Consider the following 22361-nt stretch of genomic DNA (forward strand, 5'->3'; position numbering starts at 1 on the left):
GCATGTTTTTATCTGACTTCAGTATCAAAAAGCCGACTGCGACCATCGTTCTGATCGTCGCCCTCATGGCTTTGGGTTTGCTGGCACTCAGCAAACTGCGCGTCAACCAGAACCCTGACGTCGAAGTGCCGGGCTTGTCGGTGATTATTACTTATCCTGGTGCTTCACCGGATACGGTAGAACGCGAAATCATCAATCGCCTGGAAAAATCATTGCAGGCAGTGGCTGGTGTGCAGGAAGTCTGGGCCACGGCATCAGAAAACAGTGGCCGCTTCGATATGCGTTTCAGCTTCAAGAAAAACATGATCGAGGCTTCGGATGAGGTCCGCAATGTCATCTCTGGCCTGCGCTATAAAATGCCGACAGAAATGCGCGAACCCATGATACGTCGCTGGGACCCGGGTTCACAGCCCATCGTCAACATGGCCCTGTCGTCCAACAAGCAGAGCCATGCCGAGATTTCACGCCTGGCAGAAGATACCCTGGCCGACAAATTGCGCAGCATCCCTGGCGTGGCGACGGTAGAGGTGACGGGTTCCTTGAAACGTGAATTGTCAGTACTGTTGCGTGCAGAAAAACTGCGTGAATTCAATGTCTCGGTTGGTGAAGTCGTCAGTGCCCTGCGCAACCAGAATACCAATGCCCCGGTAGGCAAGATACGCGGTACGCTGGATGAAGAGAGTATACGTCTGGTGGGCCGCATAGAATCTCCAGAAGAATTCCAGTCCATTGTTGTCAAGCGTACTGGCGACCGGATCGTTCGCCTGTCGCAAGTAGCGACCATAGAAGACAGTTTTGCAGATAAGGATGGTCTCAGCATACGTAGTGGCAAGCCGAATGTCGGTATCTTTGTCACCCGTGCCCGTGATGCCAGTACCGTCAGCGTCGCAAAAGCTGTCAATGATAAAGTGGAAGAGATCAATAAGGAACTTGAGAAAACACAGCCGGGCACCAAGCTGGAAGTCACCCGTGATGGCGGCAAGGATGCACAACGCAGCCTCAATAATGTGATTGAATCCCTGGTACTGGGCGCTGGCCTGACCATCTTCGTGGTATATGCCTTCTTGAATTCCTGGCGTTCCACCCTGATCACTGCTCTGAGTTTACCCACCTCGGTGATTGCGGCTTTCATTGCAGTTTGGCTGTGTGGTTTCACGCTTAACTTCATGACCCTGCTGGGCCTGTCGCTGGCGATTGGTGTGCTGATTGATGATGCGATCGTAGTGCGGGAAAACATCGTGCGCCATATGCAAAATGGCTCAGACCGTCGCACTGCTGCACTCGAAGGTACGGCAGAAATTGGTCTGGCTGTAGCCGCAACCACCTTCTCCATCATTGCAGTATTTATTCCTGTGGCCTTCATGCCTGGCATGCCGGGTGAATGGTTCCGTCCTTTTGCCTTGACCGTAGCTTGCTCGGTACTGGTCAGCCTGGGTATCTCGTTCACGCTTGACCCTATGCTGTCAGCATACTGGGGTGACCCACCAGATCATCATACTGCGCCCAAGAAAGGTATCAGCAAGGTACTGGCACGTTTCAATGACTGGTTTGATCATCAGTCTGACCGTTACGGCAATGTGATTGCCTGGGCTCTGCATCACCGTCGTTCCATGGGCGCGATTGCCATGGTGAGCCTGGTGGTAGCATTGGGTGTGCAAGTCAAATGGGGTGGCACCAGCTTCTTGCCGGCTTCAGACTCTGGCAACCTGATGATCACTGTGCGCACACCGGCTTCTTCTTCACTGGAATATGCACGCCTGAAAATGGAAAGGGCTGCAGAAATCGCCCGCACCCTGCCAGAAACCAAGGAAACCAATAGCAATATCACCCCTGCCGGTGGCCGTATTTATGTCGATATCGGCAAGCGTACAGAACGCAAGCGCGGTGCCAAGGAAATCGCAGCAGAATTGCGTGAAAAAGTTCGTGTACTGGTTGGTGCTGAATATGTGGTGCTGGATGACCTTAACAATGGCGCACAAAAACCGGTACAGATAGAATTCACCGGCCCGGATTCACGCAAGCTGCTGGAAATTACCAGTGCCTACATGGACAAATTACGCCAGGTGCCAGGTGCGGTCGACGTCGGTTTGTCTGAGCAAGATCCGAAAAAGGAACTGAAGATAGAACTCAATCGTGGCCTCGCCAATTCCATGGGTATTTCTTCCAATGATGCTGCACAGGCCTTGCGTGTTGCCTTTGCCGGTATCGAGGTGGGTGACTGGGTAGACCCGACTGGCGAGACCCGTGATGTGGCAGTGCGCCTGCATCCTGATGACCGCGTCAGCAAGGAAAACATAGAGCGTCTGCCTATCGCAGTCTCTGGTACCAGCCAGATGGTGCCTCTCGATCAGATCGCCACCATCACCATGGGCAAGGGGCCATCAGGTATTGAACATGCCAATGGCAAACGCACGATTACCGTATCTGCCAATGCTCAGGGACGTTCGAATGGTGAAGTGATTGATGATGCCATGAAGCTGGCCAAGTCTTTTGATTATCCGCCTGGCTATGGTTTGTCACTCGGTGGTTCCGGTCAGGATCAGCAAGAAGTATTTGGTGCCATGCTGATCGCACTTTTGTCCGGCATAGGTTTGATGTATCTGATACTTGTGATACAGTTCGGCTCCTTCACGGCTCCGCTGGCGGTCATGCTGTCCTTGCCGCTGTCATTGATAGGTGTCGTACTGTCCTTGCTGGTAACAGGTAGTACCCTGAACCTGATGAGCTTTATCGGCATCATCATGCTCATGGGCCTTGTTGCAAAGAATGCGATTCTCTTGCTTGATGCAGCTCGCAAGCAAGAGGCCGAAGGCTATGACCGTGAAGAGGCATTGATGCATGCAGGCCGTGTACGTCTGCGCCCTATCCTGATGACCACCTTTGCATTGATTGCAGGTATGTTGCCAGTGGCGCTGGGCCTGGGTGAGGGTGGTGAGTTCTATCGCCCTCTGGCGATTGCAATTATCGGTGGCACCATTACATCGACGATTCTGACCTTGCTGGTTGTGCCAACTTTCTATGACAGCATAGAAATATCACGTGACCGCATGATGGCAAAAATGCGCAGACGTATGGAAGTACGCAATCCTCTGATCGCATTTTGCATGACCATGCTGGAAGCCATATTTACCTTGCTGTGTGTGCGATTTATTTATCGCATGGTGATGAAACTTTTTGGCATCGTCACTGGTCGAAACCGTAGATCGCATGCAGCATTGAATATCAAGGCTGAAAATGCCTGAAGAATATGGCAGAGAAATCTGAACAAACATAGCTAAGAATAGTAAAGAATTGTAGTAGTAACGCTTCCCTCTTGCTGATAAGACCCATTGTTCTCTGGTCAGCAATTTTGACAGCCTGCGCAACGAGGTGTGCGCAGGCTTTTTTTTATGGGCAATCAGAACATTCAATAAAAAAGCCTGCAGATTTTGTCTGCAGGCTACAGGCTGCCAGCGCAAAGCAAGGACTTACTTGCGTTTGACCAGGTCGTTCTCCACAATTTTCTGGAAACTGCTGACAGACCATACCAGATCGGTCGCTACGATAGCTGGTTGGTAAACCTGACCAGCTAACCTTGGCCGGTTGACATACACCTTGTTGGGAATGACGGCGCTGGCCAGGCCCGATGACAGAGGGTTCATCCTGACTTCCATATAAGTAGAATCAGCTGCGCTGGGTGCACCTATCAGTGTGGTATTGTCAAAGCGTGTAAAGACATCCAATGCATCCAGGCAGGCGCTGGCACAATCTCCCGCCACGATGACATATACTGGCGTTTTCAGCTTTTGTGGATCAGTCGGCAGATCAGCAACAGGTTTGGCCAGCTTGTCTGTGGCACGCGCGGTTTGCTGCACATAGAAAAGTTCTTTTTTCTCCAGTGCAGCCTGCATATTTTCACCATGCTGTTTTGCCCAGGCAGCCATGTCATTGCGATTTTCCTGGCGAAATTTTTCTGCGATGTCCAGTATGAACCGGGTATTACCCTGTGAAGCGCGCCACCAGGTTTCTGTATTGGCAAAATAGGCATTCATTTGCCGGCTCACCCTGTCCTTGCCCCACAATGCTTCCGCAAATCTCCTGCTCCATGCAGATGAGCCACCCTGGTTATGCCGCAAGTCGATGACGATGGCGTCTGCATTCAAGGCCCGTTCACGGTGCTCCAGAATGTCTTGCGTCATGTCTTCATAGGTCTTTCTTTCTTCAGCATTGGGCTGGAAGGTGGGCATGGCAAACCACAATAAATTTTTTCTGGGTTCGCTGATACCAAGTGCTAATTTCTCCCCAGCGTAGGCTGATTTTGCCCAGTTAAAAAATACCTGGTTCTGGTCTTGCCATTGCAGGGCGTGCGTAGTGGTCTTCCCCTGATACGCAAATTGGCATGCCTTGGGCAAAGTGATGAAAGGATTGCTCTTGTCGACAAACAGCTCACCGCTATATACCCACCAGTGGCCAGCTTCTTCACTACGGCCCTTAAAAGAAAATACATTGTCTGCTATGAGCTGTTTGGCAGGCTTGCCATCACAACTGATGACTTCAGAACCTGCATCCGGTTTGCCAGCTTCGGCGGCATACACATACAAGCCCTTGTCACGCCAGACAGTGATGAAGCCAGGCCAGCGTGCAGCTGGAGCAGTTGATGCAGGGAAGGTCGTCCTGGCACCAGCATGACCATCATGTATGCTGACATTGAAGCGATTCAGGACAGCAGAATAAGTTGCGGCATCTTTGACCTGGTCGGCAAGTGCTAGCGCATTGTCGCGTGCCTGATCCAGGTGTTTTTTAAAGCCGGGATTTTGCCTGTCATAGGTACCCGGATGATTATCCAGTGTGACTTGATACGCTTCATTGATATCCTGCCTGCTGGCCTTGGCCCAGGCTGCTGCCGTATCTGGCAAATTCGGGCTGCTAGTCTGAGCAGGCGCACCACTGCAATATGCTGCAGTGGTGAGTGCTGTCATTAATACGCTGTATTTGAAGCGTAAAGAAGGTTTTTTCATTGTCTGCTATCTCCATTGATTTTGTATGAAGGTACAGACATATCCAAAGATTGATTGGTTCAGCTGACTAATTATTTTCCTGAAGATTTTTTTGAGGCAGAAGTGTTAAGATCGTTTTCCACTACCGCCAGAAAATTATTGATGGACCAGGCTACATCATTCACCGTGATGGCGGGTAAATAAATCTGGCCGGCAGCCCTGGTACGGTTGACGTATACCTTGTTGGGAATAGTCACCAGCGCCAGCCCCGATGGCACGGTCTTGCCTCTGACTTCCATATAGCTGGAATCTGCAGAGCTGGGCGCGCCTATGAGTTTGGTATTATCAAAGCGTGTGAAGATATCCAGCGCGTCCAGACAGGCGCTGGCGCATTGACCTGGGACGATGACATACACCGGCGTTGTCAGGCTGACCGGGTCTGCTGGCAAGCTGCCTGTGGTGGCAGTTGCTTTGGCTTCAGGCTTGAAGCCAGATGACTCAACATAAAAATATTCACCTTTGTCCAGCGCTGCCTGCATGCCTTTGGCATGTCGCTGCGCCCAGGCCGCACTGTCTTCCCGGTTCTCACTTTTAAATTGCTTTATCAGCTCTTGTACATAGCGGGTGTTATCTCTGGAGGCGCGCCACCAGACATCGGTATTGGGTGAGTAGGCCTGCATCAGGCGATTCACTCTTTCCTTGCCCCACAAGGCACTGGCAAATTTGCGGCTCCATTCTGAAGCGCCACCCTCGTTGTCGCGCAAATCAATGACGATGGCATCTGCATGCAAGGCACGTTCGCGATGCTCAGTAATTTCCTTAGTCATTTTATTGAGGGTATCGCGCTCTGCCTGATTGGGCTGAAAGCTGGGCATAGCGACCCACAGCAGGTTTTTTCTTGGCTCTGTCAAACCCGTGGGCAGCGTTTCCCCATTGTAGGAACGTAAGCGCCAGGTTTCGAAATTGTCATTGGCAGCTTGCCAGTTGAGCGTATGTGTCAGTGTCTTGCCTTGATGGCTGAACACGCATTGTGTGGGCACTTGTACAAAAGGATTGCCGTAATCGATCAGGGCCTGTCTGGCCAGATACCACCAGTGCCCTGCCTCATCACTGCGGCCCTTGAAGGAAAAAACATTTTCCATGATGAGTTCTTTGGCAGGCTTGCCATCACAACTGACTAGCCTGGCCCCGACAGCAGGCTGCGCTGTTTCAGAGGCATAGACATATAGCGCATCGCCACGCCAGACCGTGATAAACCCTGGCCAGCGTGCCGGTGGCGTCAGAGACGGAGGCAGCTTTGCCTGCGCACCTGCATGACCATCATGCAAGCTGACATTGAAGCGATTGAATGCAGCCTGATAGCCTGCGGCATCTTTTACCTTGTCCGCAAGGGCCAGTGCATTGCTGCGTGCCGTATCGAGGTTTTTGCGAAAATCCGGATTATGGGGATCATGTGTGCCCGGATGATTTTCCAGGGTTTCCTGATAAGCCAGCTGCAGATCTTTTTTAAATGTTTCTGACCAGGCTGCCGGTGTCGTTGGTAAATTACTTTGCGCACTGACTGTTGCAGCTGGAACAGCCAGGCCAGCAAGGCTAAATAATGTGACGACTGCGGTAAAAGAAAAACGATGCGCGAAATTTTTCATGTTCTTGTTTGTCCCCAAAACATAAGTGTATCTCAGGACAAACAAGAAACGGCAAAAGTTCTCTCAGATTACTTTTGCCGTTTTAAAAAATAATCAAATCATATTTTTTGGAGCCAGTTTAAGAGCGGCACCTGCCTGTGCCGCAATTTCATAAGAATGCAGGCGCGCAGCATGATTGTGGATTTGTGCCGTGATCATCAATTCATCAGCGCCGGTATATTCTATGAAGGCCTGCATTTTCTCCGTAACAGTATCCGGTGCACCGATGGCCGAGCATGATAAGACCTGCTCCAGCAAGGCATGCTCTTGCGGGCCGATATTCTGCAAGAAATTGGCGACTGGCAAAGGCAGCTTTGCCGGGCGGCCACTGCGCAAATTGATGAATGCCTGCTGGGCCGAGCTGGCCAGGTAATAGGCTTCATCATCCGTATCAGCCGCAAATACATTAAACCCAAGCATGACATAAGGTTTAGCCAATTGCGTCGATGGGCGGAAGGTGGCGCGGTAAATTTCTATCGCCTGCATCATTTGCTGGGGTGCGAAATGCGAGGCAAAGGCATATGGCAAGCCCATGGCTGCCGCCAGTTGTGCACCAAACAGGCTGGAACCCAAAATCCAGATCGGCACTTTCAAACCATGCCCGGGCACAGCACGCACTGCCTGCTGAGAGTCTTCGCTGAGGTAATCCATCAGTTCATTCACATCCTGTGGGAACTCATCTGCATCGCTGGAGAGATTGCGGCGCAGCGCACGCGCAGTGCGCTGGTCTGAGCCCGGTGCACGCCCCAGACCGAGGTCTATGCGGCCAGGATAGAGCGATTCCAGCGTGCCAAATTGTTCAGCGATGACGAGTGGCGAATGATTTGGCAACATGATGCCGCCAGCCCCTACGCGTATGCTTTTGGTGCCACCGGCAATATGGCCTATCAGGACAGCAGTGGCCGCACTGGCAATGCCTGGCATGCCGTGGTGTTCTGCCAGCCAGTAACGCTGATAGCCCCAGCCCTCGCCATGCTGGGCCAGGCTGAGGGAATTGCGGAAAGATTGCGCAGCATCACTGCCTTCGGCAATCGGTGACAGGTCGAGTATGGATAAAGGGTATGAAGAAGACATGAGCCTGCAATTTCAAATGTAGAGAAAACCATTATGGTTGAAATCGCAGATTTCTGTTTGCAGGCCCTGATTCCTTGCTTTTTAAGCAGGCTTTTTCATAACTGTATCAAACAGCAACCTGTCCAGTACCGAGAAATCCATGTCACCCGTGCTATTGGTTCTGACACTGTCGAGTCTCTGCAACTGGCTCTCGATAAAACGGTTGATGACAGGCATGGGCACCGATAATTCTGATTCCTTGGCACGGCGTTTGATGACCAGTAATTCGGTGATGGCTGCCAGCAATTCATGATCTTCTATAGTCGCATCCACCATGTCCTGAAAACGCATGGGCACAGGACCCAGGTCTTGTTCTATCCACAGACAAGCCAGCAGAGGGCGCAATACATACAGGTATTTTTTCAGCTTGACCATTTCACCCTGCAAGTGCTCGCGATAGTTTTTACTGGCCATGTGCAGGTAATGGTAGTAAGCCCTTTCCGGTCTGTGTACTTCGCGCGAGGCCGCTTGCAGGGCTTGCAAAAAGACAGTGTCTGCCGCATACACTACCGGTGAAGACAACCACTCTATCAGCGTCGCATTGCCATTGCGCAGCAAGCCCAGAGCCTTGCGCAAGTCCCAGCCGCTGACATCATAGATTTCATTGACAGGCAATTCGATGACATCACGGCCAGGGAAGACAGTCAGATACCAATCGAGCTTGTTGGCATAGATAAAGCGCACATCATAGTCACTGTCTGGTGATGCAAAGCCCCAGCCACGGCTGCCTGATTCGCAGGCAAACAAGACTTTGACGTCATGCATCTCTTCTATACGTTGCAGGGTCGCATTGATCTCTCCGCGTATCGCCGGGTCTATGGGATGCTCTTGTTCTTCCAGTGGCAGGGTAGTCGTGTTCATGGTGATCTTTGATAATGATTTTGCAAAAAATGATACATGTTTTCAGTCTGATAATTTGTAAGGAAATGCAATTCGTATTGTCGGCTCAGGATTTCAAGACTAGTCTGATTTCCCATGCTGTATGCCAAGAATAAAACCATGCCACCACATTCCCTGCCAAAACTGCCTGCCCTCGCATTGATACTGACCCTGGTTGCGTGTGGCGGTGGCGGCGGTTCTGCACCTGGCAACACAGGAACGATTGGCACAACGACGACAACTACCACAGGTAGTGGCAGCACCACAGGAACCACGAATGCAACAGCGCCAGTCATCAATAGCTTTAGCGCTAATCCTGCCAGCATTAATGCCGGGTCAAGTACGCAACTGAGCTGGACAGTCACCGGTGCCACCAGCCTGACGCTGAATGGTGCTGCTGTTACCGGCAACAGCCTTGCCGTCAATCCGGCTGCAACCACGACTTATACACTGACCGCCAGCAATTCTGCCTGCAGTACAGCCTGCAATACCAGTGCTACGGTCACAGTGACTGTAAACAGCGCAGGCACCGGTAGTACTGCAGGCAATGCAGTTTATGGCGACTTGCGCAAGGCTGACCTGGGTGCTGGTGCGAATTTGAATGGCAGCCTGCCTTTCCCTGCCAATAACGCCTGGAATACCGATATCTCGGCTGCGCCTGTCGATCCTGCGTCCGACGCACTGATCAGCAGCATAGGCCTGGGTACAGGCCTGCATCCGGATTTTGGTGCAGGCCTGTATGACGGCGCGCCGATAGGCATACCCTATGTGGTCGTCGCTGGCAGCCAGCCCAAAGTCAGTGTGCAATTTACCGACTATGGCGATGAAAGCGAACCCGGCCCTTACCCCCTGCCAGCCAATGCACCGATAGAAGGGCAAAAAGCCAATGGCAGCAGCTTTGATGGTGACCGTCATGTGCTGGTCATAGACCGCGATGCCAACCGCCTGTATGAAGTTGGTAATGCCTATCCACAAGCAGGCGGTAGCTGGAAGGTCAGTGGCGGTGCCATATTCGACCTGACTTCCAATACAGTCAGGCCCGGTGGCAAACCAGGCTGGACCAGTGCCGATGCCGCAGGCCTGCCCATCTTCCCTGGTCTGGTACGTTATGAAGAAGCTGCCAGCGGTGTCATACGCCATGCCTTGCGCTTTACCGTCAGCCGTACACGTCGTGCCTATGTGCCACCAGCGACACACTGGGCATCATCCAACACCAGCAATATCCTGCCCCCCATGGGCATGCGCGTGCGCCTGAAAGCCAGTTACCAGATACCGGCTAATTTTTCCAGCGAAACCAAGGCCATCCTGCAAGCCATGAAAACCTACGGCATGCTTGTGGCCGACAATGGCTCCAACTGGTACATCAGCGGCGCACCAGATGCACGCTGGAATAACGATAAACTGGTGTCAGAACTTGGCAGTGTCAAAGGCAGCAGCTTTGAAGTGGTGCGCATGGACGGGCTGGTTACACCTTAGTTGCAGGCAGCACTATTTGGGAAGTTCATGATGAGAGTGCTGCCGCTTCCTGCAAGAACCTGGCTTTGATTGCTTCAGCATCGGTATCAAGAAAGAAGTTTTCAAAGCTGGTTTCATCCGCGAATGAATTGCGTATCTGCGCCATCAATTCACCCAGCTCTTTACCAGACAAACCGGTAACTTCAGCAACCAGGGCGCCATTGAATTGCTGCTTCACCTGTTTTCTTCGGGCGTATTTTTCTAGCGCCTGCTCATGCGCCAATTTGAAATCCGGGAAACGGGCGAAAGCCATTTCCAGAAATGCCTGTTTTTGCTCTAGTCGTGCAGGCGTGCCACTTTCTGCCCATGCATAGGCTGGCAGTTGAATCACATCCTGTTCATCCAGCCACAACAAGAAAGCATTGTAAGTCGCCCGCTTGGCGTCGCGTATCCTGGCCTTGTGGTTACGGTTATCCAGCAGATAGATTTCACGGTTGACATAGGGTGAAGAAACAACATAGAGGAAGATATCTTCCAGGGCCTTGAACTGCCCTGTCGCCCGCATATCCTCATACAGCAGCGCATCGTAACCCAGCAAATCCAAGGCTGCACCAAAATCCCGTGTAATGCACAATTCGGCAATCAGATGATCTTTATTGTCCGGGTCGCGCATGGGATACAGCAAGCCCAGATGACCAAACTTGGCCCCAAATTTATGCGCGATACGGCCTATCAGATTACCAAAATCATTCAAGCCAAAATAGCGTGAAGCAAAATCAAATGAGTCGTATTCTGTCCTGATCAGATCAAGCTGGAATACACCTTCTGCTACCGCCAGGCCTATACTGGTGACATCACCATTGGCGACAACTTCTGTCGCCTGCAGTGCATCAGCAAATTGCCTTGAATTATAATCATTGTCAGCTTCGATCAGGATATCAAGATCACCAAAATCAGCCTTGTCAGCATAAGCCATGACCGCCTCTATCCGGCGTTGCGGGAAATGCTGTTGCAATATAGTCACCGCATGATGTTCCACCTCGCGATATCGTGCAGCTGGCAAACGAACTGATCCAGCTTTTAATGCATTTCCACCCATGATCTTTCTACCTGTCTCCGTGTTTCAGCAAATATGTGTTTGAAATAGCCTTGAACGACATGCTACCATCCAGACGCTTGAAGACCACACCTTCCCTGGCTGTTGCCGGGTTCAGTGAGCCACCCTCAGCATAATCAAGCACTTTACTTACATCGCCAGCAAAGCGTTCCAGTGTCATGTTTTCCAGCCAGGGCACTTCATGCACAGTAGCACCCAGGGCACGCAGTGCGGCCAATACTTCCTGACGCTCAGCTCTGCCCAGATATCTGCTGGCATCAATATCAAAAATATCGAACAGATAAAAATCCTGACCACGCATTTTCTCAGGGTTGCCCTGTATGCCCTCGCCGATGATCTCACCTTGCAGGGCCAGATTACGGCCAAAGGCAGTCAGTGCAGTCAGCATCTGATTTTGCTTTGCCACGCGCCACAGGCTATTGGCTTCAGATTCCCTGATCCACCAGTTCCTGCCGCATACACCAGAGACGCCTGCATTGTGAAAGACCGTCATGCTGGAACCATCAAGCTTGATGGTGACTTCAAATTCTTCCTGTGCCTGAGTGCTCAAGACTTCAGTCAGATTCTGGATACGCTCCTGATCCGTCTTGCGTATATATTCAGGAAAAGCGCCTTCCACTTCACCAGACAGTGAGGCTGGAATGGCTGGTTCCCATTTTTCTATACCCAGTACCTGGCTAAAATCTGCGTTGCCATCATCAGTAAGTTCAATCAATTCTGGAAACTGATTCAGCGGCAGTATCATGCCCTGTGAAATCTGGCCACGCAGTTTGATCGTGCGCAGCCTTATTCCGTTTTTTTCATTCCAGATGATTTTGTTTTTTTCAAGAAATGCAAAGCGTGCATCGCTCAAAGGCAAAAAGGAATCTATCTCAAAATAGACACAGGCATCGCCTACCTGGAATTCATTTTTCTTGACGACCACGGACCAGCCATCCACGCTGGCGCATTCTATGGCATCTGCATCAGGGATGGGTCTGATATTGCTGACGGTTCTGATAGTGACTAATTTTCTCATGGGGATTCCTTTTTATTTTTGTATGCGCATTTAAGACGACAGCAATTGTATTTGAATAGAGCGAAGGGAGATCGGGAAATGTAGGATAGTGGTCGAGATTGCTGGATTTGAACCAGCGACCGCTCGCATATGAAGCGAATGCTCTGCCAACTGAGCTAAATCTCGTATGGTCAAGGAATGGAGGAATGATCGCCACGAATCGGCAAGGCCGAGACGGGTCTGTGTGTGGCGATCAAAGATGGTGCTTCAGGCGGGATCAGTGGACTGTAATAGTGAAAGCGAAAGTGAAGGACATGCGCCCGGCGAACCAGGGCAAGGCGCAAAACACAGCGATAGCGGGGCTATCGCGAGTATTTGCAACGCCGCCATGGTCGGCGCGCGCATGGCAGGCACTTCGCTTTTCACTGTTACAGTCCACTATAACCTGCAACAGTCGGTGTAGAAGACCGGGGCTCTATCCTTTGAGCTACTGACACGTAATTATATGTGCCACCGGACAGATAAACTTTCGAAATGTCTGGTGGCCTGAAGTGCATCAGAATATTCCCTGAGGCATGAAGCGATATGAAGCGTAACCTATCTGGAGACTGCCCCATGAACATGAATCATGCGATGCTACTTACAAAATGGAGGAAGCGGTGAGATTCGAACTCACGGGCCCCATCGGGCCTACTGTTTTCAAGACAGTTGCAATAGACCACTCTGCCACGCTTCCATAGATGGCGCCCTATAGCGGAATCGAACCGCTGGCAACCCGCGTGTGGACTGTCACAGTGAAATCGAGAGTGAAGGACATGTGCCCGACGCGTCAGGGCAAGGCGCAAAGCGCAGCGATAGTGGTGCTATCGCGAGCATTTGCAACGCTGGCATGATCGTCGCGCACATGGCAGGCACTCCGATTTTACTGTGACAGTCCACAAGAGGCGGGGACTCTACCATTGAGTTAATAGGGCAAAACTGGTGCCGGCTGCAGGATTTGAACCCGCGACCCACTGATTACAAATCAGTTGCTCTACCAGACTGAGCTAAACCGGCAAAAATGGCGCCCCATAGCGGAATCGAACCGCTGGCAACCCACTAGACAGGCGGGCACTCTACCATTGAGTTAATGAGGCAAAAACTGGCGGAAGATGTGCGACTCGAACGCACACAGGCTCGTGAAAACCCTCCGGATTAGCAATCCGGTGCAATACCATTATGCGAATCTTCCTTCAAAAAATACCGCGCATGTGCGTCAGCACATCCCACTGGTGAGGTAGTGAGGATCACATGATCACACGGTAAAACTGGACCCGCCTGCAGGGGTCGAACCTGCGGCCTCAACATTCGTATTGTTGCGCTCTTCCAACTGAGCTAAGGCGAGAAAAAATGTTTGGCATCCCAGGCAGGACTTGAACCTGCAACCTTCGGTTTTGGAGACCGCGACTCTGCCAATTGAGCTACTGAGATAATGGCTATGCATTTCATGCTGATGAAATGCATATAAAAACTGGTACTTGCAGATGGAGTTGAACCACCAGCCTCTGCCTTATCAAGGCAACGCTCTGACCAATTGAGCTATGCAAGTAAAGATAATATGGTGCCCCTTGCTGGTTTTGAACCAGCGACCCACCGGTTATGAGCCGGTTGCTCTCCCACTGAGCTAAAGGGACATTATGGCTCCTCGACCTGGATTCGAACCAGGGACATGCGCATTAACAGTACGCCGCTCTGCCTGCTGAGCTATCGGGGAATTAAACTAAAATGCATCTCTCGCTGTTGAAGAAATGCGCTCAAAAAATATCGGTTAAAACGACTACGCTTTAATCGGTATTCTTGCTGGTCGGGATAGAGAGAATCGAACTCTCGCCGTTCGGTTAAAAGCCGAATGCTCTACCTTTGAGCTACATCCCGCGTGATGGTGAAGTGTGGCATCTGACGATGCCTGGTCTTTCGTTTCATGATTTACTCCTGTGTTGAGATAAGAAAATGGTGGAGGTGGACGGAATCGAACCGACGACATACTGCATGCAAAGCAGGCGCTCTCCCAACTGAGCTACACCCCCGTAATCTGTAAAGCAATTGCGCATGGCTTGAAATGACATGTTATTTACTGCGTATAAAATGGTGCGTCCCCGTGGTAGCTAGAACTCATCTCCTCAATGCGCCCAAATCGTCAGTTCCCGAAGGGTTTGTCTCATAACGCGTGCTGGACTGCGTTGGACTCGTTATCAATAGCACCGCTATTGACTGCCTCGTCCGCCTTGCCAGCCCACGTTATGATACAAACGCATCTCACTCCCGTTGAGGAGATGAGTTCTGTCCACGCTCTCCGATTCTTCAAAACGGCGCTTTCACCTGTTTAGCTTGAGACACAAAATGGTGGATGGTGATGGAATTGAACCACCTACGTCTAGCGTGCTTGCGGGTTACAGCCGCACCCCTTACCGTTCGGGCAACCATCCGTAAAACTGTTAATACTGGAGTCTTTGAGCGGAATCGAACCGCTATTAGCTGAACGAAAATCAGCTGTCCTACCATTAGACGACAAAGACATCATGAAAATAACCTCGGCAATAGTAAGTACTTATAAAGTCACTTTCATGATGGAGCGGGAGAAGGGAATTGAACCCTTATCTTAAGCTTGGAAGGCTTCAGCTCTACCTTTGAGCTACACCCGCATCTAGTATTAATTTTCAGCTTTACCCCAAAAGCAGATGTTCCTGCCCTTGGGATAAAACTGTTTGAACTTCCCAAATTGTTAAAGAGCTTCCATGATCCGGTGTTGTCCGGTCACGACCGCGTTGGCGGGTTTGACTGCGGTGGTTTGCATCAAGTGTTTTATGCAAACCAAAAAATCTAAAATAAAAAATCAAAACCAAAAAATCAAAAAGCCCAGAGCTTTTCAGGGCATCCGGGCTTTTCAGCGCTAGGGTCTTGGGTAGCTTTAACTGCCGCCTGTGACCTTCAGGGTTTCCCCTCGAATGCTTGTGTTACTAAACCATGTCGCCGCAAAATTAATTGGGCTGACATCATTGGACATTTGACTATCTGTATCTTTAGTTGTGCGTGTGGCTGTACTCATGCGATACGAGGCTTCATCCTTATTCCATGTGCCATTCGCTGCAGCTTCAACTTTGGCAACCGACGCCAAAGCCCGCGCTGTCTTGCGCAAGTTTTGTATCAGTTCTTGTATCAAAGTTGTTTTCACGATTTTTCCTAAATGTTTGTTGGTGTTGCTTTGTTGATGTACGTATCTTGCCACAGCTTTTTTATAAAAACAAGCATGGCATGACGAATTTATTCAATTAATTGATATTTTTGTGCAACAGGTGAAAACTATCTGATTTCCCATGCACTTGAAAAAGCCTGCCTTAAGCCCTGTTTACACTATGAAAAAAAGAACACTCACATCAGGTGTTGATGCAGGATGTGAGCGCCAAACTGGTTTCGTATTTGTACTTATTTATTTTTGCAAATGAGCGAAATGAATCGCAAATCTGTTTGTTTAAGCCTCAATGGCAAAGGCCTTGCCACTGATATTTTTTATTTTTGCAGAACGTCGATTTGCTTTTGCAAAGATTTATCGACGACAAAATTTGGATAAGTCGTGCGGAATTTTTTCCATTCTTCCAGTGCTTCCTGGTGTTGTTTTTCCTTGAGCAGCTTTTCTATTTTTGCCAGCCAGTCAGGAGCATCTGGCAGTGGGGCCGGTGGCAAAGGCGCCAGGGATTGAAGCGGGAGGGGAACAATAACGCGAGCCGGACTATTGCCTTGCACATCGAGTTTCTTGTCTGCCACCATGCTGTCCATTGTTGCTCTGGGAGCAGGGGCCGTAGCATAAACGGGAGCAGCAGCAGGGGCGGCAGCAGGAGCAGGAGCAGCAGGAGCTGCGGCACTCCTTGCCATCACAGGTGGGGTGGCAGTTTGCAGGCGGCCTTCCGCTTCCGCCACCTTGGCAAGGTGTCTTGGCGCTTCTTCCCTGGCAGCGACTTTAAACGAGTCTGTATTCCTTGCGCGCTCTGCTTCAGCGGCACGCACTACCTCAGGCATCTTCTCGTTGGCAATGACTGCGGCTGCTGCTTTTGGTGCTGGTGGCGGTGCTTCAGCAATCACTACAGGCGCAGGCGAGGCTACCACCGGCATTGGTGGTGCAGCGAGAACAGGCTTGGCAGCTGTATCCGCAACAATGACGGGAGCTGGTTTCATTTCTACGTCGGCCCTGCGCTCAGACTTCACACTGGATTCTGTTGCAACATCTTTCGCAGCAATTTTTCGCTCTGTGTCAGGCTGCCGCTGTGGCATAGGTGCTGCCTGCGCCATTTCGGCCACTGCCGGAACCGGGACTATTTCCTTATTCTTTACTTCCCGCGGGTAAAAGATTTTTTCCGGTGCCGGGCCAGTATTTGCAGCTTCAATTTCTGCTTCATGCTCTTGATGTGAAAAGAATAGCGGAACCGCAAGCATGACACTGGCGGCCAGACCAAGAGGCGTTTTCCAGCGCCACAAGAAAGAAGGGCGATGGCGCGATGCTTCAGGATTTTGTGCGTCATTGGCAGCAGCAAGCATGCTATCAGCCCTAGGCTCAATCACTGGTGCAATGACAGCATCAGTTACAGGCGCAACTGCAGGCTTGCTACTTGTAGCCGTCAGCGCCGCTGCAGCATCCGCCATGATGGCAGCGTCCAGTTCAGCTGATGGTGTGTCTTGTGGCAGGTCTTGCAGCAAGAGTGCGAGTTCATCCCCGCCTTGTAAAAAAGCGTCGAATTCGGCATCTGCCAAATCCATGTCGATGTTGCTATCCTTGATGTTTTTATCACTCATGCTGGCTCACCTTGCTTCGTCTGGCTATGCAATTGGGAGCGTAGTTTTTGCATCGCATAGCGTAATCTGCTTTTGACAGTCTCCACTGGCACTGCAGTCACCTGGGCAATTTCTTCCAGGCCGAGTCCATTGAACTGCTGCAAGACCAGTGCTTCTTTCTGGTCATTCGGTAAAGTGCGTATGGCAGCATGCAGTCTGTCGTTTTGCTGCTTCTTGTCCAGCGCTGCTTCCGGTGACAAACCATCATGGGCGATATTGGCAGTGCCATTTGATTCAGTGTCGTCATGATCCTGGACGAGCTGGCTTTCTTTTTGTCGCAATAAGTCAATCAGGCGGTTGCGGGCAATCTGGTATAGATAAGTGCGAAAACCGGACAAGGGTGTGTAGCTGGCCCTTGCCGTATGCAGGGCAGCCCAACTGTCCTGCACAATTTCATCCACCCATTCACGGCGCGGTGAACGCCAACTGATAAAGCGGTACAAACCATGACTATGCCGCTGATACAGTTCCTTGAAAGCGAGCAAGTCGCCTTCGCAGTAAAGCAGCATCAAAGCTTCATCGTTGTCAGGTTGGGGTAGCATGTCTCCTAGTTTACCGGAAATCTCTGCGGCCCCGGAAAAATTTCTGAGACCCCGTGCTGGTAGATACTTGCATACCCATGCCAGGTACAGCACTTTTCCTTCAGCGTATATCCTGTGGAAAAAATGCTGCACCTTACCCCTGCTATTACTCAGTATGCTCAGGGCGTGATGTTGATGTTCAGTGGACTGGTCCACGTTTTGTCCGTATCGTTGTAGTACAGGTAGGCCGATGATGCAGGGCCGCTATAAGTGCCTGGCACACTTGCCACCAGGTCTATGCCCAGTTTCTTGACTTCACCAGGCTTCATGTCGCGGAAGTACAGTATTACTTCACGGGCACGGGTTTCAAAGAAAGCGATCTGGCCTTTTTCACGCAATTCCTTGAGCTGCCAGTTCTGGAAAGTCAGTCCACCAGGCAAGCCCAGGCGAACCAGGCTCATGGGTTGACCAGTCTGGGTCTTATTGCTGATGACTGCATCCAGCCTGACGGTTTCACCCATTTTTAATTCCGACCTGGCTAAATGGGTTTGCAGATCAAGTACCGCAGTTTTTGAAGATGCCGGTTCGGTAGTTCGATATTCAACGGCAATCGAATAAGGCAGGGCATCGCTGTTTTGCGACTTCAGAGTGATGGTATGTTTGCCAGGTGCCAGTGCCTGATCAAAGTCTGTAAACAAGATCGCGTCACGACGACCTGCCTCATAACTTTTTTCGCTGACGACAAGGCCATCAACCAGTAAGCTGATCTTGCCAGATTTAGGCGCAACGCGGGTGGCATTGTCAAAGGCAATCATGGCTTTCAAGGCCAGCACGGTTGCCTGTGTTGCACCCCATTGACCAAAGCCACTGCGGTTATTTTGCAGCCAGTTGATACCCTTGCGCGCCTGCTCCATATGATCGCCCGATTTCAGCATGGCCAGTATCGCCAGTGAAGTGGTTTCTATATGTAGATTGCTGCCACCACTGCGGGTGATGGAATGATCGGCATTGGTCCATGCGCCGGATGCAGCTTGCATATTCGCCAGTTTTTCTACTGCAGTTTTACGAGTTTTTTCTGCAACGACTGTTTTGCCATTGCCTTCCAGCATGCTGCCAACTGCCAGTGCCATTTGATAAGCATCCTGGGTGTTCTCAGCCAGCGCCACAGATTTGGCAATCTCTTTATCCAGACCAGTCTCACCTGCACTCACCAGTGCCCAGGTGATATAGGCATCGGTTACTGCAGGATTGGCACGGCCAAAACTATCAAGTGCCTTGTCATCTTTTTTATAACCACCATTGCCATCGCGCCTGGACTTCAGCCATGCTGCAGTGCGCGTCATCATGGACGTATCGACGGCACCGTAGACAGGTTTCATGTCAGCAAATTCCAGCAGGCCATAGGCAGTCAGTGCCTCATGTCCCGGGTCGCCACCAAACCATTCATAGCCTTTTTTCGGTGATTCAAAACCAGCCAGTTTCTTGTAGCCACTATCCAGCAATTTGCCTGTACGCTCCAGCAAGGCAGTGTCTGCTACATCATGCTGTTTCAGGTATTGCATGATCATCACATTCGGGTAATTGGTAGACGAGGTTTGCTCGAAACAACCAGATGGTTCACGCAACATGCCTTCCAGGCCAGAGATCATGGTAGACAGTGAAGAAGTGTAGACCTTGATACTGGCCTGTACACTGCCTTTACTGGCTTTGCTCAAATCGACCTCATAACTGGCTTCGCCTTTAATTTGCCCTGACTTTTCTGCCAGTTGCGGAAAACCAGGTGCTACCACAGGTATGCTGCGCAAGACCTCATCCTTCAAGCCCGATGCCTTGGCTGACAACTGCACTTCAGATTGCCCACGCGTGCCCGTCACTTCCAGCGGGATGAACATGCTCTTGCGCTGACCTGCTGCCAGCTTGTCATTATTCCCCTTGCTATTTGTCGCTTTCAACAACTTGCCAAAATTGGCATCCAGCGTCACATCCAGGGCTTGTTCGCTATCATTGCTGAGTGTTACCGGGATCAGCGGCTTGTCACCTGCCGATATTTCCAGCGGCAGTTTGGCTGACAATGAAAATGGCAGTGAAGACTTGATGACAGTTTCATCCCGTCCCGCCAGGCCCGCACCCGTGGCACTGATACCCTCAGTAGAAACGCGGAAAGAAGTCACAGCATCAGACAAGGTGAACTTTACCCTTGCTTTACCCTGCTTGTCGGTCTGGACTTTAGGTGCCCACATGACAGTTTCGCGATAGTCGTCGCGTGGCCCGGCATAATCTGGTTTGAATGTAGGTACAGGAAAGACCCGTACAGCGGCCCAGGTCTGGCGCCGTCTGGCTTCAGGTTCTTCCACTTTGGCGGCAGCCCGGGCAAAGTCCTTGTCTACGGCGATTTCCTTCGTGGCTTGAGCGGGGAAGAATTTTTCTTCAGCGACCAGACCATTTACCATATCGGCCCTGACGACAGGCTTAGCGAGAATTTCTACTTTTGGTGCAGGCGGCATGACGGCATTTGCTGCAAGCACAGATTTCACTTCAGGTCTGGCATCAGGTGGTGGAGCGGCCATCTTGTTTAATTCAACTGGTGCCGGGGCCATTTGCATTGCCATCATTGGAACTGGCACCATCACTACAGGTGGTGCTGCCATCGGCTGTATAAACGCTATCTCCGGACGCATGCCAGCTTTGCGCTTTACTCTGCCGTCTATCACTGTGCCGACGGACATATCGGCATTCAGCACTGCTTGCCATTCAAAACGACGATAGCCACGCGTACCCATCAACATGTCCAGTGCCAGTGCGCTTTTTTCTTCTGTCAGGTCAGTATAGAAATTGGGTTCTTCTATCTTGCCTGGCAATTCTGTTTCCAGCATAAGGCGCGACAAGAGATGCGCGCTCTTGTCATCTGCAAAAGAGATCACAGTGTCATCCACCACAGCCAGCGTCAACTCGGCGGGCACGACTTTGCCATTGCTATCTCTGGTCGTGATATTCAAGGCGACCTGGCCGCGCGGCACATAGGATTTTTTATCCGGCTCCACCTTCACATTCAGGCGGTGACGACGATTGCGGAACACCAGGCGTTCTGCCAATGGGTTCAGATTCTGATCAAACAAGGTGACCCTGGCAATGCCTGCCGCATCTTGTATTGCCGCATCCTTGGCTTTTAAATAAATCACCGCAGGCTTGTCAGTGCCAGCCTCAATAGAGCCGACATCAAAAACGTTTTCGCGTACCGTGGCAGCCACTACGACCTTTTGTTTTTCCGTGCACTGCACAGCTATGCGCAAAGCTTTTTCCTGACCATCGAGATCATCATAATTACGCAAGACGCAGCCTTTTTCTTCTACCAGTGGCAGTGCATACGTTTCGGTGACGGTATCAGGCTTACTGATTTCTGCACGATAACTGCGGCCAGTAGCGGGTGTGAAATTGATACGGCCCAAACCATTTTTATAAGTAGAGAAACGGGCAACGGCATTGCCCAGATCATCGACCAGACGACCCTCTACATCTGCTGGTTTGCCTTGCTTGTTCTTTGCTTCAAAATACAAACGGCTGGGCAAACCTGCCACCATCTTGCCACCTTCAGGGAAGAAATCCAGCGAGAGTTTTTTCTGCAGGATGGGGATGGATTTGGAGATGGATTCTGTAATGCCACCATCCTCCACCAGAATGGTGAGCAAACCTTCATCTGATTCAATTTTTTTGGGCAAGTCGAACTTGACCAGAGCATCACCGCTGGCATTGGTCGTGGTTTTTATACGCGGCAGCTCAACACCATCCACCGTTGCAATCGCAATCAATTGCTTACCCGCCAGCACTTCTCCAGTAGGTAGTTTGACTTCGATAGTGGCACTGACCTGGTCTCCTGCGCCATAAGATTTTTTGACAAATTCCAGTTTCTTTTTCATGCGTGGTGCTTCATAGGCCGAGACGATGATACTGCGCTCCGCTCTTTGCCCTTCACCTGTGCTGGCGCGCAAAGTGTATTCACCTCCCTGTGCTTCTGGCGGGATGATGAAATCATTGGCTGCGCTACCAGCAGCCACTTCCAGTTGCTTGCTCAATACCACGCTACCCTTGGGTGAAATCAATTCTATGGTGATGGCGGCAGTGTCTGCGGGGGCCAAGGTTTTGGTCTTCAAATCCCAGGCTTTGAACCAGATGGTTTCACCTGGTTTGTACAAGGGCTTGTCTACCTGTATCAACATCTGCCGCCCGGCATTGCCTTCAAAGTGATTATTGATCAAGGCTGGCAAGTCTTTACCGCGCACAGTGTTGTCACGATTGGCAGCGGCAGGCGCGGGTTCTGCGGCGACGGGTGCCTGCACAGTCTTGCTTGCAGCCTTTGTCGCATCCTTGCTGTCTTTGGTCTCTGTGACATCACTATCTGCTTCCAGCGGCCCGGCTTGTCGCGCCAGTTCTGTCACTTGAGCGGGATCTTGTTCAGCGACATTGCTGATCTGGCAGGCACTGAGCATGAGCGTCAGTATTAAGCTGCTTGGTTTTTTTATCATGGTGGTCTCCGAAAATTGGATGCTGTAGGGCGTGTTTTTCCACACGCCAGGTAAAACCATGGCGCGTGTGGATATGGATGATGGAAATTTACTTAGAACCTGTTTACGATCTGTAGCGAGCGTGCGTCAGCGGGGTGAAGAGCTGCACAAAAAACGGAATGCACTTAAGTACATGAGCATTTTGAGCCGCGCATGAGCCCCGCATCGATACAAATTGCGCACGCGCAGTAAGATC

12 protein-coding genes and 15 tRNA genes are annotated in these 22361 nt (G+C 51.0%); 2 read left to right on the plus strand and 25 right to left on the minus strand.

What is annotated here, in order from left to right:
* The first annotated feature begins 2 nt into the window (after window positions 1-2).
* Window positions 3-3242: an efflux RND transporter permease subunit gene (locus DFR42_RS08940; protein ID WP_110254628.1), complete on the plus strand. Its 3240-nt coding sequence runs from the start codon at window positions 3-5 to the stop codon at window positions 3240-3242.
* Between the two features lie 225 nt (window positions 3243-3467).
* Here DFR42_RS08940 and DFR42_RS08945 read toward each other — a convergent pair whose 3' ends face one another.
* The 4 genes from DFR42_RS08945 to DFR42_RS08960 all read right to left on the minus strand — a co-directional run bounded on the left by DFR42_RS08945 (window position 3468) and on the right by DFR42_RS08960 (window position 8635).
* The gene (locus DFR42_RS08945) at window positions 3468-4997 is read right to left on the minus strand and encodes a S41 family peptidase (protein WP_110254629.1); all 1530 of its coding nucleotides are present in this window, start codon (window positions 4995-4997) and stop codon (window positions 3468-3470) included.
* Window positions 4998-5068: 71 nt separating this feature from the next.
* Window positions 5069-6622, minus strand: coding sequence for a S41 family peptidase (locus tag DFR42_RS08950; RefSeq protein ID WP_110254630.1), 1554 nt, complete (start codon window positions 6620-6622; stop codon window positions 5069-5071).
* Window positions 6623-6715: 93 nt separating this feature from the next.
* Window positions 6716-7735, minus strand: a complete 1020-nt coding sequence (locus tag DFR42_RS08955) for an LLM class flavin-dependent oxidoreductase (protein WP_110254631.1) — start codon at window positions 7733-7735, stop codon at window positions 6716-6718.
* Between the two features lie 81 nt (window positions 7736-7816).
* Window positions 7817-8635: a nucleotidyltransferase domain-containing protein gene (locus DFR42_RS08960; RefSeq protein ID WP_110254632.1), complete on the minus strand. Its 819-nt coding sequence runs from the start codon at window positions 8633-8635 to the stop codon at window positions 7817-7819.
* Between the two features lie 138 nt (window positions 8636-8773).
* Here DFR42_RS08960 and DFR42_RS29735 point away from each other — a divergent pair, with 138 nt between their 5' ends.
* Window positions 8774-10129 carry a hypothetical protein gene (locus DFR42_RS29735; RefSeq protein ID WP_245936895.1) on the plus strand — a complete coding sequence of 452 codons (1356 nt, stop codon included), beginning with the start codon at window positions 8774-8776 and terminating at the stop codon, window positions 10127-10129.
* Window positions 10130-10154: 25 nt separating this feature from the next.
* Here the strand turns inward: DFR42_RS29735 and DFR42_RS08970 are convergent, their stop codons facing one another.
* The 21 genes from DFR42_RS08970 to DFR42_RS09075 form a co-directional block, all read right to left on the minus strand.
* The gene (locus DFR42_RS08970; protein ID WP_110254633.1) at window positions 10155-11207 is read right to left on the minus strand and encodes a hypothetical protein; all 1053 of its coding nucleotides are present in this window, start codon (window positions 11205-11207) and stop codon (window positions 10155-10157) included.
* Between the two features lie 7 nt (window positions 11208-11214).
* Complete coding sequence (locus DFR42_RS08975; RefSeq protein WP_110254634.1) at window positions 11215-12243, minus strand: RNA ligase (ATP); 1029 nt, start codon at window positions 12241-12243, stop codon at window positions 11215-11217.
* Window positions 12244-12332: 89 nt separating this feature from the next.
* A tRNA-Met gene (locus DFR42_RS08980) sits at window positions 12333-12408 on the minus strand.
* 462 nt (window positions 12409-12870) lie between these two features.
* A tRNA-Ser gene (locus DFR42_RS08990) sits at window positions 12871-12958 on the minus strand.
* A gap of 243 nt (window positions 12959-13201) precedes the next feature.
* Window positions 13202-13278, minus strand: a tRNA-Thr gene (locus tag DFR42_RS08995).
* Window positions 13279-13283: 5 nt separating this feature from the next.
* Window positions 13284-13358 (minus strand) — tRNA-Asp (locus DFR42_RS09000).
* A 6-nt stretch (window positions 13359-13364) separates the two neighbouring features.
* Window positions 13365-13453: transfer RNA gene (locus DFR42_RS09005), tRNA-Ser, on the minus strand.
* 77 nt (window positions 13454-13530) lie between these two features.
* Window positions 13531-13606: transfer RNA gene (locus DFR42_RS09010), tRNA-Arg, on the minus strand.
* A gap of 10 nt (window positions 13607-13616) precedes the next feature.
* Window positions 13617-13692 (minus strand) — tRNA-Trp (locus tag DFR42_RS09015).
* A 41-nt stretch (window positions 13693-13733) separates the two neighbouring features.
* Window positions 13734-13810: transfer RNA gene (locus DFR42_RS09020), tRNA-Ile, on the minus strand.
* A 10-nt stretch (window positions 13811-13820) separates the two neighbouring features.
* Window positions 13821-13895, minus strand: a tRNA-Ile gene (locus DFR42_RS09025).
* 4 nt (window positions 13896-13899) lie between these two features.
* Window positions 13900-13975 (minus strand) — tRNA-Asn (locus DFR42_RS09030).
* A gap of 87 nt (window positions 13976-14062) precedes the next feature.
* A tRNA-Lys gene (locus DFR42_RS09035) sits at window positions 14063-14136 on the minus strand.
* A gap of 76 nt (window positions 14137-14212) precedes the next feature.
* Window positions 14213-14288, minus strand: a tRNA-Ala gene (locus DFR42_RS09040).
* A 314-nt stretch (window positions 14289-14602) separates the two neighbouring features.
* Window positions 14603-14687: transfer RNA gene (locus DFR42_RS09045), tRNA-Tyr, on the minus strand.
* 16 nt (window positions 14688-14703) lie between these two features.
* Window positions 14704-14777 (minus strand) — tRNA-Glu (locus DFR42_RS09050).
* 52 nt (window positions 14778-14829) lie between these two features.
* A tRNA-Gly gene (locus tag DFR42_RS09055) sits at window positions 14830-14903 on the minus strand.
* Between the two features lie 266 nt (window positions 14904-15169).
* Window positions 15170-15433 (minus strand): hypothetical protein, encoded by a 264-nt coding sequence (locus tag DFR42_RS09060; protein WP_110254636.1) that lies wholly within the window; start codon window positions 15431-15433, stop codon window positions 15170-15172.
* 335 nt (window positions 15434-15768) lie between these two features.
* Window positions 15769-17046 (minus strand): hypothetical protein, encoded by a 1278-nt coding sequence (locus DFR42_RS09065; RefSeq protein WP_110254637.1) that lies wholly within the window; start codon window positions 17044-17046, stop codon window positions 15769-15771.
* On the minus strand, window positions 17043-17627 hold the full coding sequence (locus DFR42_RS09070) for a sigma-70 family RNA polymerase sigma factor (RefSeq protein WP_245936896.1): 585 nt from the start codon (window positions 17625-17627) through the stop codon (window positions 17043-17045). The genes DFR42_RS09065 and DFR42_RS09070 overlap by 4 nt, the downstream gene beginning before the upstream one ends.
* Before the next feature lie 158 nt (window positions 17628-17785).
* Window positions 17786-22126, minus strand: a complete 4341-nt coding sequence (locus tag DFR42_RS09075) for an MG2 domain-containing protein (RefSeq protein WP_170133462.1) — start codon at window positions 22124-22126, stop codon at window positions 17786-17788.
* Between the last annotated feature and the right edge of the window lie 235 nt (window positions 22127-22361).

Origin of the sequence: Undibacterium pigrum, assembly GCF_003201815.1 — a bacterium.
Lineage (GTDB): Bacteria > Pseudomonadota > Gammaproteobacteria > Burkholderiales > Burkholderiaceae_D > Undibacterium > Undibacterium pigrum.

Excerpts from the sequence above, each read along its gene's own strand:
- DFR42_RS08940 (WP_110254628.1), top strand. The coding sequence starts at position 3 with ATGTTTTTATCTGACTTCAGTATCAAAAAGCCGACTGCGACCATCGTT.
- DFR42_RS08945 (WP_110254629.1), bottom strand. The coding sequence starts at position 4,997 with ATGAAAAAACCTTCTTTACGCTTCAAATACAGCGTATTAATGACAGCA.
- DFR42_RS08950 (WP_110254630.1), bottom strand. The coding sequence starts at position 6,622 with ATGAAAAATTTCGCGCATCGTTTTTCTTTTACCGCAGTCGTCACATTA.
- DFR42_RS08955 (WP_110254631.1), bottom strand. The coding sequence starts at position 7,735 with ATGTCTTCTTCATACCCTTTATCCATACTCGACCTGTCACCGATTGCC.
- DFR42_RS08960 (WP_110254632.1), bottom strand. The coding sequence starts at position 8,635 with ATGAACACGACTACCCTGCCACTGGAAGAACAAGAGCATCCCATAGAC.
- DFR42_RS29735 (WP_245936895.1), top strand. The coding sequence starts at position 8,774 with ATGCCACCACATTCCCTGCCAAAACTGCCTGCCCTCGCATTGATACTG.
- DFR42_RS08970 (WP_110254633.1), bottom strand. The coding sequence starts at position 11,207 with ATGGGTGGAAATGCATTAAAAGCTGGATCAGTTCGTTTGCCAGCTGCA.
- DFR42_RS08975 (WP_110254634.1), bottom strand. The coding sequence starts at position 12,243 with ATGAGAAAATTAGTCACTATCAGAACCGTCAGCAATATCAGACCCATC.
- DFR42_RS09065 (WP_110254637.1), bottom strand. The coding sequence starts at position 17,046 with ATGAGTGATAAAAACATCAAGGATAGCAACATCGACATGGATTTGGCA.
- DFR42_RS09070 (WP_245936896.1), bottom strand. The coding sequence starts at position 17,627 with ATGCTACCCCAACCTGACAACGATGAAGCTTTGATGCTGCTTTACTGC.
- DFR42_RS09075 (WP_170133462.1), bottom strand. The coding sequence starts at position 22,126 with ATGATAAAAAAACCAAGCAGCTTAATACTGACGCTCATGCTCAGTGCC.